Source organism: Micromonospora sp. RV43, from assembly GCF_001029515.1.
Taxonomy (GTDB): Bacteria; Actinomycetota; Actinomycetes; order Mycobacteriales; family Micromonosporaceae; genus Micromonospora; species Micromonospora aurantiaca.
Genome location: NZ_LEKG01000090.1, coordinates 1 through 15,640 on the forward strand (window position 1 = coordinate 1; position 15,640 = coordinate 15,640).

Annotated in this window: 17 protein-coding genes; 5 read left to right on the forward strand and 12 right to left on the reverse strand. The window is 69.7% G+C overall.

Annotation, left to right across the window (positions count from 1 at the left end):
- Positions 1-74: 74 nt before the first annotated feature.
- Positions 75-1,304: an aromatic ring-hydroxylating dioxygenase subunit alpha gene (locus tag ABD52_RS21260; RefSeq protein WP_047892975.1), complete on the reverse strand. Its 1,230-nt coding sequence runs from the start codon at positions 1,302-1,304 to the stop codon at positions 75-77.
- A gap of 204 nt (positions 1,305-1,508) precedes the next feature.
- Here ABD52_RS21260 and ABD52_RS21265 point away from each other — a divergent pair, with 204 nt between their 5' ends.
- Positions 1,509-2,270 carry a phytanoyl-CoA dioxygenase family protein gene (locus tag ABD52_RS21265; protein ID WP_225319605.1) on the forward strand — a complete coding sequence of 254 codons (762 nt, stop codon included), beginning with the start codon at positions 1,509-1,511 and terminating at the stop codon, positions 2,268-2,270.
- On the opposite strand, the gene ABD52_RS21270 is transcribed toward ABD52_RS21265, so the two are convergent.
- The 7 genes from ABD52_RS21270 to ABD52_RS21300 all read right to left on the reverse strand — a co-directional run bounded on the left by ABD52_RS21270 (position 2,260) and on the right by ABD52_RS21300 (position 8,439).
- Positions 2,260-3,018 carry an NAD(P)-dependent oxidoreductase gene (locus tag ABD52_RS21270; protein WP_013287163.1) on the reverse strand — a complete coding sequence of 253 codons (759 nt, stop codon included), beginning with the start codon at positions 3,016-3,018 and terminating at the stop codon, positions 2,260-2,262. The genes ABD52_RS21265 and ABD52_RS21270 overlap by 11 nt on opposite strands.
- The gene (locus tag ABD52_RS21275; RefSeq protein WP_047892977.1) at positions 3,015-3,284 is read right to left on the reverse strand and encodes an acyl carrier protein; all 270 of its coding nucleotides are present in this window, start codon (positions 3,282-3,284) and stop codon (positions 3,015-3,017) included. The genes ABD52_RS21270 and ABD52_RS21275 overlap by 4 nt, the downstream gene beginning before the upstream one ends.
- Complete coding sequence (locus ABD52_RS21280; RefSeq protein ID WP_047892978.1) at positions 3,284-4,495, reverse strand: ketosynthase chain-length factor; 1,212 nt, start codon at positions 4,493-4,495, stop codon at positions 3,284-3,286. The genes ABD52_RS21275 and ABD52_RS21280 overlap by 1 nt, the downstream gene beginning before the upstream one ends.
- Positions 4,492-5,763: a beta-ketoacyl synthase gene (locus tag ABD52_RS21285; RefSeq protein ID WP_047892979.1), complete on the reverse strand. Its 1,272-nt coding sequence runs from the start codon at positions 5,761-5,763 to the stop codon at positions 4,492-4,494. The genes ABD52_RS21280 and ABD52_RS21285 overlap by 4 nt, the downstream gene beginning before the upstream one ends.
- Before the next feature lie 110 nt (positions 5,764-5,873).
- Positions 5,874-7,136 (reverse strand): activator-dependent family glycosyltransferase, encoded by a 1,263-nt coding sequence (locus tag ABD52_RS21290; RefSeq protein ID WP_047892980.1) that lies wholly within the window; start codon positions 7,134-7,136, stop codon positions 5,874-5,876.
- A gap of 54 nt (positions 7,137-7,190) precedes the next feature.
- Positions 7,191-7,931, reverse strand: a complete 741-nt coding sequence (locus tag ABD52_RS21295) for an SDR family NAD(P)-dependent oxidoreductase (RefSeq protein ID WP_047892981.1) — start codon at positions 7,929-7,931, stop codon at positions 7,191-7,193.
- Positions 7,932-7,998: 67 nt separating this feature from the next.
- Positions 7,999-8,439, reverse strand: a complete 441-nt coding sequence (locus ABD52_RS21300) for a nuclear transport factor 2 family protein (protein ID WP_047892989.1) — start codon at positions 8,437-8,439, stop codon at positions 7,999-8,001.
- A 153-nt stretch (positions 8,440-8,592) separates the two neighbouring features.
- Between ABD52_RS21300 and ABD52_RS21305 the strand changes: the two genes are divergently transcribed.
- Positions 8,593-9,372, forward strand: coding sequence for a cyclase family protein (locus ABD52_RS21305; protein WP_047892982.1), 780 nt, complete (start codon positions 8,593-8,595; stop codon positions 9,370-9,372).
- 16 nt (positions 9,373-9,388) lie between these two features.
- On the forward strand, positions 9,389-10,261 hold the full coding sequence (gene rfbA / locus ABD52_RS21310) for a glucose-1-phosphate thymidylyltransferase RfbA (protein WP_013287171.1): 873 nt from the start codon (positions 9,389-9,391) through the stop codon (positions 10,259-10,261).
- Between the two features lie 58 nt (positions 10,262-10,319).
- Here the strand turns inward: rfbA and rfbB are convergent, their stop codons facing one another.
- Positions 10,320-11,309: a dTDP-glucose 4,6-dehydratase gene (gene rfbB, locus ABD52_RS21315; protein WP_013287172.1), complete on the reverse strand. Its 990-nt coding sequence runs from the start codon at positions 11,307-11,309 to the stop codon at positions 10,320-10,322.
- Positions 11,310-11,451: 142 nt separating this feature from the next.
- On the opposite strand from rfbB, the gene metK reads away from it, so the two are divergent.
- Both metK and ABD52_RS21325 read left to right on the forward strand, forming a co-directional pair.
- Positions 11,452-12,642, forward strand: coding sequence for a methionine adenosyltransferase (metK, locus tag ABD52_RS21320; RefSeq protein WP_047892983.1), 1,191 nt, complete (start codon positions 11,452-11,454; stop codon positions 12,640-12,642).
- A 49-nt stretch (positions 12,643-12,691) separates the two neighbouring features.
- The gene (locus ABD52_RS21325) at positions 12,692-13,348 is read left to right on the forward strand and encodes a response regulator transcription factor (protein ID WP_047892984.1); all 657 of its coding nucleotides are present in this window, start codon (positions 12,692-12,694) and stop codon (positions 13,346-13,348) included.
- A gap of 129 nt (positions 13,349-13,477) precedes the next feature.
- On the opposite strand, the gene ABD52_RS21330 is transcribed toward ABD52_RS21325, so the two are convergent.
- The 3 genes from ABD52_RS21330 to ABD52_RS39840 form a co-directional block, all read right to left on the reverse strand.
- Positions 13,478-14,041 (reverse strand): dihydrofolate reductase family protein, encoded by a 564-nt coding sequence (locus ABD52_RS21330; RefSeq protein WP_030275190.1) that lies wholly within the window; start codon positions 14,039-14,041, stop codon positions 13,478-13,480.
- A gap of 43 nt (positions 14,042-14,084) precedes the next feature.
- The gene (locus ABD52_RS21335) at positions 14,085-14,354 is read right to left on the reverse strand and encodes a hypothetical protein (protein WP_232236806.1); all 270 of its coding nucleotides are present in this window, start codon (positions 14,352-14,354) and stop codon (positions 14,085-14,087) included.
- 210 nt (positions 14,355-14,564) lie between these two features.
- Positions 14,565-15,527: a hypothetical protein gene (locus ABD52_RS39840; RefSeq protein WP_053065453.1), complete on the reverse strand. Its 963-nt coding sequence runs from the start codon at positions 15,525-15,527 to the stop codon at positions 14,565-14,567.
- Between the last annotated feature and the right edge of the window lie 113 nt (positions 15,528-15,640).

Genomic DNA, 15,640 nt, shown 5'->3' on the forward strand with positions numbered 1-15,640 from the left:
CACCTCCAGGCGATCATCAAGAACCGACTCAAGAGCATCCAGTACCGCACCGACCTACTCGACGGGTTCCTCGCTCACACCGGACTGACCCTCGAACCCGACACAACCTGACCATTCAAGATCTGTAGCGGGCCGGCCTCCGCCGGTTCCCGGTACTCCTCGGCAAGCAGCGCGGCGGCGAGCTTGCGGTAGAACACCGGCACCGCCGGCTCCTTCGGACTGAGGTGACCGCGTCCGGCAAAACGGGATCCGACGGCCCGCTGCACCTCTTCGAGGCCACGCTGATCCTCGCCGTTGATCACCGCGGCGTAGGCCTCGTTCCCCTCGCGGATCTGCTGAAGCTGCTCGGCGTCGGTGCCCTCGACGGTCTGACTCGGCGCCAGGATCCCGCCGCGCACCTCGGTCCGGTCGATCGCGGTCGGGATGAAGCTGAGCCAGATCACCGTCTCGCCGGCCGCGGCGAAACTCGTGCAGGGAAAGACCGAGACGTTGTAGACCTGGCGTCGCTCCTGTTCGGTCAGCCGGAGGAACTCCACCTCCTGCGGCTCCTTGAACGGCACCGTGAACCGCAGCACCAGGGGTGAATCGTCGCGCACGTCGGTGTCGGAGCCGCCCGGCGTCGACGGCTGGATCGTCTCCGGGTGGAAGCCCATGACGTGATAGTTCTCGTGGACGTTCTCGACGGCCACCTTCCAGTTGCAGTGCCAGTCCTCGACGAACGAACCCACCTGCGTCATGGCGCCCAGCTCGTAATTACCCAGGTCCTCGCCGATGCGGCTCAGGTGGGTGCGCAGCGGCGGTGCGCCGCTGTCGAGGTTGACGAAGACGAAACCCTGCCACTGTTCGACGGCGAACCCGGGAAGCCGGCAGGTGCCGGGGTCGAAGGCGGGGTTCCCCCGCATGTGCGTCGCAGCGATCAGCTGGCCGTCCAGGCCGTAGCGCCACAGGTGGTACGGGCAGGTGAAGTGCTCGGCCCGCCCGGCACCGGCCGCGACGACCGGCATCATCCGGTGCCGGCAGATCGGCGACATCGCGTTGAGTGCGCCGGTGCGGTCGCGGGTCAGCAGCAACGGCTCCCCCGCGATCGTCAGCGCGAGGTAGTCGCCGGGCCCGGCGAGCTGGTCCGCCCGGGCCACCATGATCCACGAGCGGCGGAAGATCCGGTCCAGTTCCAGCTCATACAGCTCGGGCGAGGTGAACGCTCGTGGCGGCAGGCTGATCCACGGCGGCTGCGGCGTCACGTACTCACGTAACTGGTCCAGCAGGGCGTCGAGCTCGCCGCTGCCCCGGTTCGGTGTCGTCATCAGAACCCGACTCTCTTCCCGGTCGTAGGGCTGGAACTCCGGACGATCCCAGGCTGCGCTCGAAACGGACTCGGGCAGCGAGCACGCCGGGCCGGTGCGGGTCTACCGGCTGACGCGAAGGACTCGAGCGGCGCGCCGCACCCTGTGGGCGGCAGTCACCGTGACGGGAGGACGTAGTCCATGGGAGACACAGGCGCGCGAAGCATGATCGATCCGATTTCTGACGAGACGATCCGCCGCTACCGGGAACAGGGCTTCGTCCACGTGCCGGGCGTGCTCGACGCCGACGAGGTGGCCCGGTATGCCGAGGCGGCCGCCCAGCTCCTCGACAGCCACATGGAGATCTGGGACGGCGTCAACGGTGTCGAGGTCAACTACGTCGCGCAGGCCTGGCGCAAGAGCGACACGATCCGGGAACTGGCCCTTCACCCGGCGATCGGTTCGATCGCGCTGCAGCTCGCCGATGGCCCGATGCGGCTGTACACCAGCGAGGTGCTCGCGAAGGAGCCGCACAAGGCGGCGCCGACGCTCGTACACGACGACGAGACCGGGCTGCCGTTGTCGTCGCTGTCGCGGGCCTTGACCGCCTGGGTGGCGCTGTCCGACGTCCCGGTCGAGCGCGGTTGCCTGTCGTACGTGCCCCGTTCGCACCTGCGACCGCCGGAGCACCGGCAGGAGCACATGACGAGTTTCGAGGAGTTCGCCGACATCACCGACATCTGGCCGGAGTTCCCGTGGCAGCCGCGGGTGACCGTGCCACTGCGCGCCGGTGACGTGGCGTTTCACCACTGCCGTACCGTGCATCTGGCCGGTAGCAACACGTCCGACGCACGTCGGATGGGCCACGGCATCGTGTACGTCAACGCTGACGCCACCTACCGCCCCGGCGTCCAGGACGGGCACATGGCGGGATTCGAGCCCGGCCAGCCGCTGGACGACGAGGGATTCCCGCTCATCACCCTGTAGCGCGGAGGGAGGAGAGGTAGCGGGCCAGGGCTACGCGATGGTAGCCCGGCCCGAAACCCAACGCCGTCACCTCCGGTACGAGCGTGCGCAGCTTGGCGATCGACGGGCAGTGCGACACTGTCGAATCGAGGAGCACCCGCTCGGCCGTCACGCCGAGATGCCGCTCCAGGACGTCGATGACGGCCGCGATCTCAGCGCAGTCCCCCGACGCCACGTTGACGACCTCGTCGGTGACGCCGGTGGCGAGCAGCCGGTCGACGACCGTCATCCAGTCCTCGACGTGGACGATGTCGCGCCGGGCGCCTGGTTGGACCGTGACGCGTCCGGCGCGAAGCTGCCGGATGATTGCGGGCACGAGCCGGAACTCCGGTTCTCCGGGACCGAGCACGTACCCGAGGCGCAGGATCAGGTACGGCACGCCGCAGTCGCGGATCATCCCTTCCAGATCCAGCTTGTGCCGTCCGTACGGGAGGGCCGGCTCGACGGGGTCGTCTTCGCGTCCCTGGCAACCCGGCCCGCCGTACATGCTGACGGTCGAGAAGAACACCAACTGCCGGCCGTCGCGCACACAGTCCCGGAGTGTGTCGGCCACCAGTCGAGCCTCACGCTCGTGCTCGGCGTCCGGCAGCGGGTGCCTCGGTACCCCGGCAGCGAGCACGGTGACGCCGGGGTACGCGTCCGCGAGCGGCCGCAGATGCCGGGCGAGGAAACCGCTGCCGATCAGTCGCATCGGGTCGGCACCGGTCACCGGACCTGGGCGAGGCGGTCATTGACCAGGTCGCCTAGCTGATTCAGCGTCCGCACCTCGGCCACCTCCTCCTCGGGCAGCGAGATACCGAACCGCCGTTCGACGGCGCTCGACGCTTCGAGCAACGCGAGGGAGTCGTAGCCCAGGTCGGCCAGCGGGACCTCGCCGAGGTCTTCGGCGGCCGCGTCGACGGGCTCCGCTGCGCCGGCGCAGGTGGCCAGGATGGTCATCAGATCGGGAACGCTCAATCGGACGGATTGATTCATCAGTTTTCCTTTCGTGGGGCACGTACAACCAGTGCGCTGTTGAAGCCCTGCCGGCCGCGGGCCAGCACCAGGGCAACCGACGCCGTCAGGGGCCGGGGGGCCTCGACCAGGTCGAGGGCGTAGTCCGCGACGACGTTCACGGTCGGCGGGATGACCTTGTCGCGCAGCGAGAGCAGCGCGGTCGCCACGTCGAGCGGGCCGGCGCCGGAGTACAGGCGACCGGTCATCGTCTTGGGCGCGGTGACCGGGACGCCACGCGGGCCGAAGAGGTCGACGATCACCTCGGCCTCCGCCCGGTCGGCGTCCGCGTCGCCGGCTGCGTCGGCGAAGACCACGCCGACCTCGTCCGGGCCGACCCCGGCGTCGGCGAGGGCCGCCCGCACGGCACGCCCGAGGTTGCCCGGACGACCCGAGCCCGGTGAGGGATCGAACGTGGCGGCGTACCCGGCGATCTCGCCGTAGACGTGGGCACCACGCTCGCGGGCCCGGTCGCCGTCCTCGACGGTGAGGATGGCGCCGCCCTCGCCGGGCACGTGGCCGTTCGCCTTGCGGTCGAAGGGAAGGTAGGCATGGCGCGGGTCGTCGGCGGTGGACAGCATGCCGCTGGAGATCAGCGCGGCCAGCCCGTACGGGGACAGCGCGGAGTCCATCCCGCCGGTGAGCACGAGCGGCGCGCCCTTTCGGACGGAGCGGCGGGCGTGCGCGATGGCGTCGAGACCACCGGCCTGGTCGGCGACGAGTACACCGATCGGGCCGCGCATGTCGTGCCGGATCGAGATCTGGCCGGAGTTGACGGCGTAGAACCAGGCAAACGACTGGTAGACGCTGACGTGGCTCGGTCCGTCGGCGCACAGGTGCTCGAGCTCTTTCTGTCCGAACGCGAATCCGCCCGAGGCGCTCGCGGTCGACACGCCGAGGTCGGTCGCGGCCAGCGCCGACCGGTCGATGTCGGCGTCGGCGACCGCCCAGTCCGCGGCGGCCAGCGCGAACCTGGTCATGCGATCGGTCTGCGGCAGCAGCCGGCTGGGCAGGTGGTTCTCGGCGTCGAAGCCGGTGACCACGCCGCCGAGGCGGCTCGGGTAGTCCTCGACGTCGAACAGGTCGATTCTCCCGATCGCGCTGCGGCCCCGCAGGGTCGCCGCCCAGTAGTCCCCGGCACCGACGCCGTTGGGCTCGACGACGCCGAGCCCTGTCACCACGGCGGTGCTCATGCTGCCACCGCCTCGGGCGCGGAGAGCACCATCGCGCTTTGGAATCCGCCGAAGCCGCTGCCCACGGTCAGCACTGTGGAGAGCTTGCGCTGCCTGGCCTCGCGTGGCACGTAGTCCAGGTCCAGCTCCGCGTCGGGGTGGTGGAGGTTGGCCGTCGGTGGCACGACGTCGAACTCGATCGCCATCGCGCTGGCGGCGACCTCGATCGCTCCGACGGCGCCGAGCGAGTGTCCGATGACCGGCTTGATGGAGCTGATCGGCACGTCGTAGGCGTGCATGCCGAGGCCCCGCTTGAGCGCCTGGGTCTCGTGGCGGTCGTTCTGTCTGGTCGCGGTGCCGTGCGCATTGACGTAGTCGACGGCGGTGGCCGGGATGCGGGCGGTGTCGAGGGCGGCTCGGATCGCCGCGGCCATCTCCTGCCCGTCGGGCCGCAGGCCGGTCATGTGGAAGGCGTTGCCACGGGAGGCGTACCCGCGGATCTCGGCGTAGATGTGCGCGTCGCGGCGGCGCGCGCTCTGCAGTTCCTCCAAGACCAGGACCGCCGAGCCCTCGCCGAGCACGAACCCGTTACGCGTACGGTCGAACGGCCGCGCGGCGGTGCCTGGATCGTCGTTGGTGTTGGACGTGGCCTTGATGGCGTCGAAGCAGGCAACCGTGATCGGCGCGATCGGCGCGTCGGTGGCGCCGGCGATCATCATGTCGACCGATCCGTCGCGGATGAGGTCCCAGGCGTGTCCCACCGCGTCGATGCCGGAGGTGCACCCGGCCGACACGACGGCGTTGGGTCCTTCCGCGCCGGCGGCCCAGGCCACCTCGGCCGCCATCGAGCTGGGCACGAAGTAGTCGTACAGGTCGGGGCCGGCGAGCCGGTGGTCGACGAGCCAGTCGCGCCCTTCGTGGCTGACCGCGCGGTAGCGCTCCTCCAACCGCAGCGTGGCGCCAACGGCGGTACCGAGACTCACCCCGACCCGGTGCGCGTCGTCGCGGTCGACGACGAGGCCGCTGTCGCTCATCGCCTCCCGCGTGGCGGTGAGCGCGAACAGGGCGGCCCGGTCCAAGCGCCCGATGTCGTGCTCGCTGAAGCCGTACTGGAACGGATCGAAGTCACACTCGGCAGCGATCCGCGACCGGAAGCCGGTGGAGTCGAAGGCGGTGATCAGGCGGGTCATCGGGGTGCCCGCCACGATGCGTTCCCAGAAGGCCTTCGCTCCCAACCCGCCGGGCGCGACGACGCCGATCCCGGTGATGACGACCCGACGTTGACTCACGCAGACTCCCCCGCTCTTGCGGACCTGCTCATTGGTGCCGGTCTCCTACGATCGACGATGGAGTCGCGGGCTCGAGCCGAGGTCGAGCGTGTCTGGAGCGGGTGTCTCTCTCAGCCCGCTGCCGTTGGCCGGTTCGCTGCCGTGAGTCGTTCGAGGAGAGCTACGACCTCGCTCGGCGCGGGCATGGCGAGCGCCTCCGATCGCAGGCGTCGGGCCGCCGCCGCGATCCCCCGATCGTGAAGCGCCTGACCGACCAGGTCCCGCAGGCCGGTCAGGTCGTTGGCGTACAGGCCGGCACCGGACCCGGCGAGACGGCGTGCCTTCAGACCGGTGTCCCACAGCATGTCCGGCACGACGACCTGCGGAACGCCGTGCACCAGCGCGGTCTGGAAGGATCCCGCCCCACCGTGCGACACGACCGCCGAGCACAGCGGCAGCAGCACGTCCAGCGGCACGAAGTCCACGATCCGCACCCCGTCGGCCTCGACGTCGTCGAGGGTGGCGATCACCTCGACGCCGAGGTCCGCGACACCCTGGAGGATCCGGCCGACGGAGAGCCGATCGGTGCCCCACACCTCGCGATGCGCCATGCCCAGCGTGATGCACACGCGTGCGGTGCCGGCCTCCAGTTCGCCGATCCAGTCCGGCACGACGGAGGCCCCGTTGTAGGGCACGTACCGCACACCGACGCGCGGCAGTCCGGTATCCAGCGCGAGCGAGGACGGAACCGGGTCGAGGGTCCACTGACCGACCACAAGGTCCTCGGTGAACCCGGATCCGAACCGGCCGAGCCACTCGGCGAGAGGGTCCTCGCGCAGGGTCGCGGGACGGGCCGCGAGAGCCGCGAGGTAGTGCCGGCGCAGGTTGCCGAGGACGTCGAGGCCGAACAGGAAGCGGGCGTGCGCGGCACCGCACGACTTCGCGGCGATCGCGCCGGCGAAGTACATCGGGTCCCAGATCACCAGGTCGGGGTGCCAGTGCGCGGTGAAGGCGACGAGTTCGTCGAGCGCCCGGCGCGGCATGGTGTTCTGCAGGACGACGTTCGTCCAGGCGGTCAGGGTGCCGTGGAGATAGTCGTAGGTCAGCGACTCGGTGCGGGTTTCGCTGATGTCGAAGGTGTCGAGCCACGACCCGGCCTCGCCGTCGGCGGGTGGGCGTTCCTCCTCGCGGGCCGCCGCGTCGCGAACGTGCTGCGCGACGTCGAGCATGTCGCCAACCGGCACGGCGGTCAGCCCTGCACCGAGGATGTCCTCGGTCGCGTCGGGTTGGGTCGCCATGCAGACCTCGTGCCCTGCGGCACGCAGCGCCCAGGCGAGCGGCACCTGATTGTTGACGTGGGAACTGGACGGAAACGGCGTGAACAGCACTCGCATGCGCGCACCATGCGGCCGCACGCTCGACGTGACGCTGAGCGATGCTGGAGCCGTTCAGGCCTCCAGGGGCTCCCGGATCGGCGGATCGGAGAGTCCCGCGATCTCCAGGATCCGGGCCGCCGACTTCCTGGTGCTGGCGACCGGTCCCAGCGGCGGGGCCTCGGCTGCCAGGCGGCGCCGCGTCCGGTCGTACACGGCCAGGCGCGGCGTCGACTTCATGGCGTTGCCGAGAGTCGTCGCGTGCGGGCCGGGTTCCAGCATCGTGACCCGGACCCCGAAGTCGCGGCTCTCGTCGGCCAGGGCCTCGCTGAGGGCCTTCAGGGCGGCCTTGCCGGCGCCGTAGAGACCGTAGCCGCCCCGCCCCTCGCCGGCTCCCTTCGATGTCACCTGGAACAGGTGACCGGCGCCACGGGCGCGCAGCCGCGGCAGCACCGCCTGCGACACCCACAGCGCGCCGAGGAAATTCACGGCGAGGTGATCATGCACCTGCTCCTCGGTGTACTCCTCGACCATTCCGGCGAGCAGCTCGCCGGCGTTGTTGAACACGACATCAAGGCCGCCGAGCTGGGCGACCGCGCGATCCACCGCGCCGAACACCGCCGCTCGGTCGGACACGTCGGTCGGCAGGGCGAGCAGCCGGCCCGGATACTTCCGGTCGAGCGCGGCCAAGGAGGTCACGTCGCGAGCCAGGGCGGCTACCCGGTCACCGGCTTCGAGGGCCTCCTCGGTCACCGCCCGGCCCAACCCGCGCGATGCGCCCGTGACGAGCCAGACGCGTTCCTCGTGTCGTGTCACATGACGACCCTGTCACACGCGGCCGGTGCCGCGCTCGCACCGCGCTCGACGACGACGGCCACGGCGCTCAGGGGAGGTCGTCGCGGGTGACCCGACGGTGCCGCACCAGCAACTCGTCGCCCGCGGCAACGAGTTCGTCCTCGCACACGCACATGATGTCCAACCGCGGCTTGCCGCCCTGCGGCGTCACCACGACCTGCGTGTAGCTGCGCACGAAGAGCACACCGTCGGCGCGCGGCTCAACCGCCGCCATCGTCAGCAGGTGCCTGACCTGCTCGCCCTTGTCCGCGAGCGCTGCGGCGGCGCTGCGCACGCCCGCCTCCAGCGCTTGGCGGCCACGGATCGGCTCGGGCGCCGACGGCGGGACGAACACACCGTCCGGGGTGAACATGGCGGCCCACTCGGCCGCCTCGCCGGCATCGAGCAGGTGCATGTGCCGGGCGTAGAAGTCTTGGACCCGGGCGTACGTGTGGGTCGTACCCGCGGTCTGATCGGTGTCCAGCGGCATGGAGTCCTCCATCGGCTTTCTCGGCTTCCGCTCGACGGTGCCCGGTACACATCGAACTTCCCTGGTTCCGGCCGCAAGCGACGCTCGACCGCCGTTCCGGCCGCCGCGCGCAGCATCGAGGCCATCCGACTGACGCGACCGCGGAGGTGCTGTGTGCGGCTGATCGACCTATCCTCAGCGATCGACGCATCGTCTGCCGAGCCCGACCCGGTGGTGCACAAGATGCTCACCCCACGCGAGGGCGCCGAACACATGTGCGCCGAGATGCGCAAGCACTTCGGTATCGACTTCGACCCGCACGAGCTGCCCGACGGCGAGTTCCTGTCCCTCGACCGCCTCTCGCTGACCAGTCACACCGGCACACACGTCGATGCGCCGTCGCACTACGGTTCCCGTACCACGTACGGCGACGGGACGCCGAGGCACATCGACAGCATGCCGCTGGACTGGTTCTTCCGGCCCGGCATGGTCCTCGACCTCACCGACGCCGGGACGGGCGTGATCGACGTGGCCCGCATCGAGAAGGAGTTCGCGCGCATCGGCCGGCGTCCCGACCCGATGGACATCGTGCTGCTGCACACCGGTGCCGACGCCCGGGCGGGTACCCCGGAATACTTCACCCGGTTCGCGGGCCTCGACGGGCCCGCCACCCGGCTGCTGCTCGACCTGGGGGTGCGCGTCATCGGCACCGACGCGTTCAGCCTGGACGCGCCGTTCGGCGACATCATCGACCGCTACCGCAGGACCGGTGACCGGTCGGTGCTGTGGCCGGCGCACATGGTCGGGCGCGAGCGCGAGTACTGCCAGATCGAGCGCCTGGCCAACCTGGGCGAGCTACCCGCGCCGTACGGCTTCCGGGTCGCGTGCTTCCCCATCCGCATCGCCGGCGCCGGTGCCGGCTGGACGCGCGCCGTCGCGTTGATCGACGACTGAGGACCGAGGTGGACCAGTGAAGGGCATCATCCTTGCCGGCGGCTCCGGAACCCGGCTGCGACCGCTGACGCTGGCCGTGTCGAAGCAGTTGCTGCCGGTCGGTGACAAGCCGATGATCTACTACCCGCTGTCGGTGCTCATGCTCGCAGGCATCACCGAGATCCTGCTCATCTCGACCCCCGCCGACCTCGTGCAGTTCCGGCGGCTGCTGGGTGACGGCGCGCATCTCGGGCTCCGGTTGAGCTACGCCGAGCAGCCGCACCCGGGCGGCATCGCCGAGGCGTTCCTGATCGGCGCCGACCACATCGGTGACGACGAGGTCGCCCTCGTGCTGGGCGACAACATCTTCCACGGGCTGCGCTTCTCCGACCTGTTGCTGGAGACTGCGCGCGAGGTGGACGGCTGCGTCCTCTTCGGCTACCCGGTACACGATCCGGAGCGCTACGGCGTGGCCGAGACCGACGGGGACGGCCGACTCGTGTCCATCGCGGAGAAGCCGGCGAAGCCACGCTCCAACCGGGCCGTCACCGGGCTCTACTTCTACGACAACGACGTCGTCAACATTGCCAAGAACATCGGACCGTCGCCGCGCGGCGAGTTGGAGATCTCGGGCGTCAACCAGGTCTACCTCGAACGCGGGCGGGCCCGGCTGGTCGACCTCGGCCGGGGCTTCGCCTGGCTGGACACCGGTACGCCGGAGTCGCTGCTCCAGGCGAGCCTCTACGTCGGCACGCTGGAGGCCCGGCAGGGCGTGCGGATCGCCTGCATCGAGGAGGTGGCGCTGCGGATGGGGTTGATCGACGCCGCCGCCTGTCACCGGCTGGGCGAGGCGATGGCTGGTTCGAGCTACGGCCGTTACGTGATGGACATCGCGGGTGAGCTGGCCTGAGCACGCCTGAGCCGGCCCGTTCCCGGGCCGGCTCCGTCAGGCGTCAGGACGGAGCCGGTCAGCGACCCAGTCGTCGGTAGCGCTCCTCCGTCGCGTCCTTCTGCGGCTTCCACCACCACCCGTTGCGGCGGTACCAGTCGATCGTGCCGGCCAGGCCGGCGGAGAGATCGGCGTACCGGGGCTTCCAGCCCAGCTCGGTCCGCAGCTTGTCGCTGTCGTTGGCATAGCGCGCGTCGTGCCCGGGGCGGTCCGTGACCAAGTCGAAGTCGTCCGCGGGCCGGCCCATCAACTCGAGGATCAGGCGCACGATCTGTCGGTTGTCGCATTCCTGCCCGGAGCCGACGAGGTAGGTCTCACCCATCCGGCCGGACCGCAGGATCGCGTCTATCGCCGTGTTGTGGTCGTCGACGTGGGTCCATTCCCGGACGTTGTCGCCCCGCCCGTAGACCTTCGGCCGGTCACCGGCGAGGACGTTGGTGATCTGCCGGGGGATGAACTTCTCGACGTGCTGGTAGGGACCGTAGTTGTTCGCGCAGTTCGAGATGGTGGCTCGCACCCCGTAGGAGCGCACCCAGGCGCGCACGAGCATGTCGGAGCCGGCCTTCGTGGCCGCGTAGGGGCTGGAGGGGTCGTAGCGGCTCAACTCGGTGAACCGCTCGTCGGAGTCCAGCGGGAGATCACCGAAGACCTCGTCGGTGGAGATGTGGTGTAGCCGCCGATCGTAGCGGCGTACCGCCTCGAGCAGGTTGAACGTGCCAACCAGATTCGTCTGCACGAACGGCGCCGGATCCAGCAGCGAGTTGTCGACGTGGGATTCGGCCGCGAAGTGCACGACGGTGTCGCTGGCCGCGACCAGCCGATCCAGCACTTCGGCGTCACGGACGTCGCCGTGCACGAACTCGATGTGATCGAGGATCGGCCGGAGGGAGCTGCGGTTCCCTGCGTAGGTGAGCGCGTCCAGCAAGATGATCCGGTATCCGGGATGACATCGGCGGACGTGGTGCGCGAAGTTCGCGCCGATGAAGCCCGCTCCGCCGGTGATCAGCATGGTCGTCATACGGGCACGCTAACGATCCCGGCCGCGACATCACTGGAACGCCGATGGACGCATCGTCCGCCCGCTCTTGAGCCTTCCTTGAGCCGGTGCCGCCAGGCTTCGGCGACCGAGTCCGCCACCCCCGAGGAGCACCGTGACACGTCGCCTCTTCACCTCCGAGTCGGTGACCGAAGGCCACCCGGACAAGATCGCCGACCAGATCAGCGACGCCGTCCTCGACGCCCTGCTCGCGCAGGATCCCCAAAGCCGCGTGGCGGTGGAGACGCTGATCACGACAGGTCAGGTCCACGTCGCCGGTGAGGTGACCACGCGGGCCTACGCGGACATCCCCCAGATCGTCCGGGACACCATCCTGAACATCGGGTACGACTCGTCGCGGAAGGGCTTCGACGGGCTGTCCTGCGGCGTGAACCTCTCCATCGGCGCGCAGTCGCCCGACATCGCACGTGGCGTGGACCGGGCGATCGAGCGGGTGGCCGGCGGCTCGGTGCACGCCCTCGACACCCAGGGCGCCGGCGACCAGGGGATGATGTTCGGCTACGCCTGCTCGGAGACACCCGAGTTGATGCCGCTGCCGATCGCGCTGGCGCACCGGCTGGCCCGCCGGCTCGCCGCCGCGCGCAAGGATCGGACGATCCCCTACCTGCGACCCGACGGCAAGACCCAGGTCACCATCGAGTACGACGGCTCGCGCCCGGCCCGCCTGCACACGGTGGTGGTGTCGTCCCAGCACGCCGCGGACATCTCACTCGATTCACTGCTGGCCCCGGACGTGCGTGAACACGTGATCGAGCCGGAGCTGACCGGCCTGGGCGTGGACGTCGAGGACTACCGGCGGCTGGTGAACCCGACGGGTAGATTCGAGATCGGCGGGCCGATGGGCGACGCAGGCCTGACCGGCCGCAAGATCATCGCCGACACCTACGGCGGATACGCTCGCCACGGCGGTGGCGCGTTCTCCGGCAAGGACCCCTCCAAGGTGGACCGCTCGGGGGCGTACGCGATGCGCTGGGTCGCCAAGAACGTGGTGGCGGCCGGCCTGGCCGAGCGTTGCGAGACGCAGGTCGCGTACGCGATCGGCAAGGCGCGCCCGGTGAGCTTCCTCGTGGACACGTTCGGTACCGAGAACGTCCCGACGCACCGGATCGAGCGGGCGATCGACGAGGTGTTCGACCTGCGGCCGGCCGCGATTATCCGCGACCTGCGCCTGCTCCGCCCGATCTACCGGCAGACCACCGTCTATGGCCACTTCGGCCGGGAACTGCCCGATCTGCTGTGGGAGAACACCGATCGCGCACAGGACCTCAAGGACGCCGCGGCCTGAACAGAACGGCAGGAAAGCCTGCCACGCTTCCTCGGACAGCGCGCGCGTCATGACCATCCGCGTGCTGGTCGCTGACGACCAGGACATCGTCAGAGCAGGGCTCTGCATGATCCTGAACGCCCAACCGGGCATCGCCGTCGTCGGCGACGCCGCCGACGGCCGCCGGGCGATCTCCATGGCCCGTTCGCTGCGTCCCGACGTGTGCCTGCTGGACATCCGCATGCCCGAGGTCGACGGGATCGAAGCCACCCGCCAGCTCGCCGGAGCCGACGTCGCCGATCCTCTGGCCGTCGTCGTCATCACCACCTTCGACCTCGACGAGTACGTCTACGGCGCGCTCAAGGCAGGCGCCCGAGGCTTCCTCCTCAAGGACGCCGGCGCCGAGATGCTCACCCAGGCCATCCATGCCGCCGCCCGCGGCGACGCCCTGATCGCACCGAACATCACCGCGAGGCTCCTGTCCTCCTTCGCGAACAGCCGCCCGCGCTCGGTGCCACCTGAACCTGTCGAGCCGCTGACCGCTCGCGAGGAACAGGTCCTGCTGGCTGCCGCTCGCGGGCGGACCAACAGCGAGATCGGCGATGAGCTGTCCATCAGCCTCAGCACCGTCAAGACCCACATCGCCGCCCTGATGCGCAAGCTCAACGCCCGCAACCGCGTCGAGATCGTGATATGGGCCTACGAGACACGCCGCGTCGGCACCTGATCGGCCCCCGCAGGCTCGAGGTGCGGAAACCAACGCTGACCACTTCGGTCTTCCTGGGAGGTCTCCGGTCGGATCAGCCGTCAGCGCTCCGCCGCCATGCAAGCGCTGGCGATCCGACAGGGCCGTCGCTCACTGCCCGAGAGGGCGGTAGCGAAGGTGTACGACGCCGTTTCGGAATCGGCGCTCATCGAGGAGCTCAAGGTCGACGCGCATGCCGGTCGGCAGGCCCGGCTTACCCCCGCCGACGACCACGGGCCAGACGAACAGCTGGCACTCGTCGACCAGCCCGGCCTCAAGAGCCTGCGCCGCGAGGTTTGCACCTCCAACGGTGAGATCGCTGCTGGCCGTGGCCTTCAGTTCGTGTACCGCCTCGGGGTCGAAGCGGCGTTCGAGTCGGGTGTCTGCGGTCGACACCGCCGCGAGGGTCGTGGAGTACACGACCTTTCTCGCTGCCTGCCAGGCGCTTGCGAAGTCGGCCATGAGGTCGGACTGCGCGGCCAGAGCGGCGTCGGTCTCCCAGACGGCCATCGCCTCGTACAGCCGCCGCCCGTAGAGGAACGTGCCCACGAAACGCAGGAGATCGGTGTAGACAACGAATAGTTCGTCGTCCATCGGCAACCAGGCGAACGCGCCGCGTTCGTCCTCCATGTAGCCGTCAAGCGACACGTTATTCACATAAATCAGCTTTGCCATGCCCCTACCTCTCGATGATCAACCGCAACAGCCTGGACACTCATCAGCGTGGTACCGCCTGAAGCCGGGCCACCGGCTCCTCCGGCACAGCGAGCGCCCGGAGCCCGCATACAGAGCCCGGCCCGCGGTCGGCGCGCTGACCGCGGGCCAGGTGGCAAGGTCGATCGGCCACCCGCAAGTTGTCGAAGACCGCGTGCATCACCTGCGCCGGTGCCAGCCCCAGCAGCGCGGCCCGGCCCGCGAAGTAGCCGTCCCAGTAGTCGCGCATACCGAGGGCCAGGAACGCCTCGTTCGGCACCTCGGAGAAGGTCACGGTGGCAATGGGCCGACGAGATCGAGCATGCAGTGGACCTTGACGCACGGGGCGCATCACCCATCACCTCCTGTGACCGCGACAGCACCCTCGTAGGCTGTCCCTCACACTGACTACGAACGCCCCTGCCCGAATCCGACAGCCGCTGCCCTACCTGTCAGGCTTCCCGCGGCCGCCACCCTGCAAGCCAAGCGGGCCCGACGACCCCGCCTACCCGGCGAGGATGCACGCCGAGCCCAGGCCGTGGCCCAGCACAGGGCCAAAGCACGGTAACTGGTGCCCCGGCTGGCGTCGACCAGCACACGAGGCCACCGACCTGACCGCAGACCACCCGCGGGCAGTCGGCCGGGGCGGAGGCGAACGCCAACCCCTCGCCGTCCTCTGCGTCTGTACGGTTCCCACACTCAGGGTGACGTCGCGCTGAGTGCGAATGCGGCGCGACCGATCGTCGTACAGGCGCCAGCCGGCGGCGGTCATCGAGACGGCGAAGAACACGGCGAAGAACAACGTCTTCGGGTCCGCGGTGATCTTCAAATGGGCGAGGCCAGAGGGTGCGCCCGGGATCTCCTCCTGGCTGACCACGTTGATCGTGGCCCAAGAGTCGCCGTGGGCGATAGCGCGGCACATCTTCCACGTGAGCACGAACGGCACTCTGCCACCCGGCATGGTGTCGCCAGCTGCTTCGACGTTTTCCCCGTACGTCAGCCGGCGCACGGCGGTCGTCGGATCGACACCTCTCCGCCGCGCGATTTCGCGCAGTTGCTCTGTGCGGGCCTCCGCGGGTTTGCGTCCCTCCGGCGCACCGAGCAGTTCCCTGACCGCCTCGCCGCCCTTGATGTCCAGCGCAGCGAAGCGCAACCGCCGGCGGACTCGCTCGGCCCGGTCGTCCGGCGCGAGCAGCCATACCGCAGCGCTTGCGTTCTGCAAGGCGGCTCGGGCCAGCGAGTACGGGGCGTACATGTGCATGACGTGCGCGTCTTTCAGGACGGTGCGCAGGCAGTTCAGGTGGTCGACGGCGTGCGAGAGGGCGTGCCAGGCAGCCTGGCTGAGCTGGTACGGATGCATCTCCTTGTTGTCGCGGCTCAGCGTGCTGCGCTCCTGGGGGCGTTCGTGCGGCCCGGCAGGGTCCATGCGCTTCAGCCAGGGATCGATGCGGTCGAGGTGCCGGAACATCTCGGCGGACGGTGGCCCGCTACTGCCGGGCGATGGTGCGGGCCGAGTCGCCGGACGCATCGGCGGCGATCATGGGGCGGGCCACCGCGGTTACTCAGCGACACGACAACCGA

What these genes read in the sequence shown, in the direction of transcription:
- ABD52_RS21260 (WP_047892975.1), bottom strand. Translation starts at nt 1,304, where the DNA reads ATGACGACACCGAACCGGGGCAGCGGCGAGCTCGACGCCCTGCTGGAC.
- ABD52_RS21265 (WP_225319605.1), top strand. Translation starts at nt 1,509, where the DNA reads ATGATCGATCCGATTTCTGACGAGACGATCCGCCGCTACCGGGAACAG.
- ABD52_RS21275 (WP_047892977.1), bottom strand. Translation starts at nt 3,284, where the DNA reads ATGAATCAATCCGTCCGATTGAGCGTTCCCGATCTGATGACCATCCTG.
- ABD52_RS21280 (WP_047892978.1), bottom strand. Translation starts at nt 4,495, where the DNA reads ATGAGCACCGCCGTGGTGACAGGGCTCGGCGTCGTCGAGCCCAACGGC.
- ABD52_RS21290 (WP_047892980.1), bottom strand. Translation starts at nt 7,136, where the DNA reads ATGCGAGTGCTGTTCACGCCGTTTCCGTCCAGTTCCCACGTCAACAAT.
- ABD52_RS21300 (WP_047892989.1), bottom strand. Translation starts at nt 8,439, where the DNA reads ATGCCGCTGGACACCGATCAGACCGCGGGTACGACCCACACGTACGCC.
- rfbB (WP_013287172.1), bottom strand. Translation starts at nt 11,309, where the DNA reads ATGCTGATCACCGGCGGAGCGGGCTTCATCGGCGCGAACTTCGCGCAC.
- ABD52_RS21325 (WP_047892984.1), top strand. Translation starts at nt 12,692, where the DNA reads ATGACCATCCGCGTGCTGGTCGCTGACGACCAGGACATCGTCAGAGCA.
- ABD52_RS21330 (WP_030275190.1), bottom strand. Translation starts at nt 14,041, where the DNA reads ATGGCAAAGCTGATTTATGTGAATAACGTGTCGCTTGACGGCTACATG.
- ABD52_RS39840 (WP_053065453.1), bottom strand. Translation starts at nt 15,527, where the DNA reads ATGTTCCGGCACCTCGACCGCATCGATCCCTGGCTGAAGCGCATGGAC.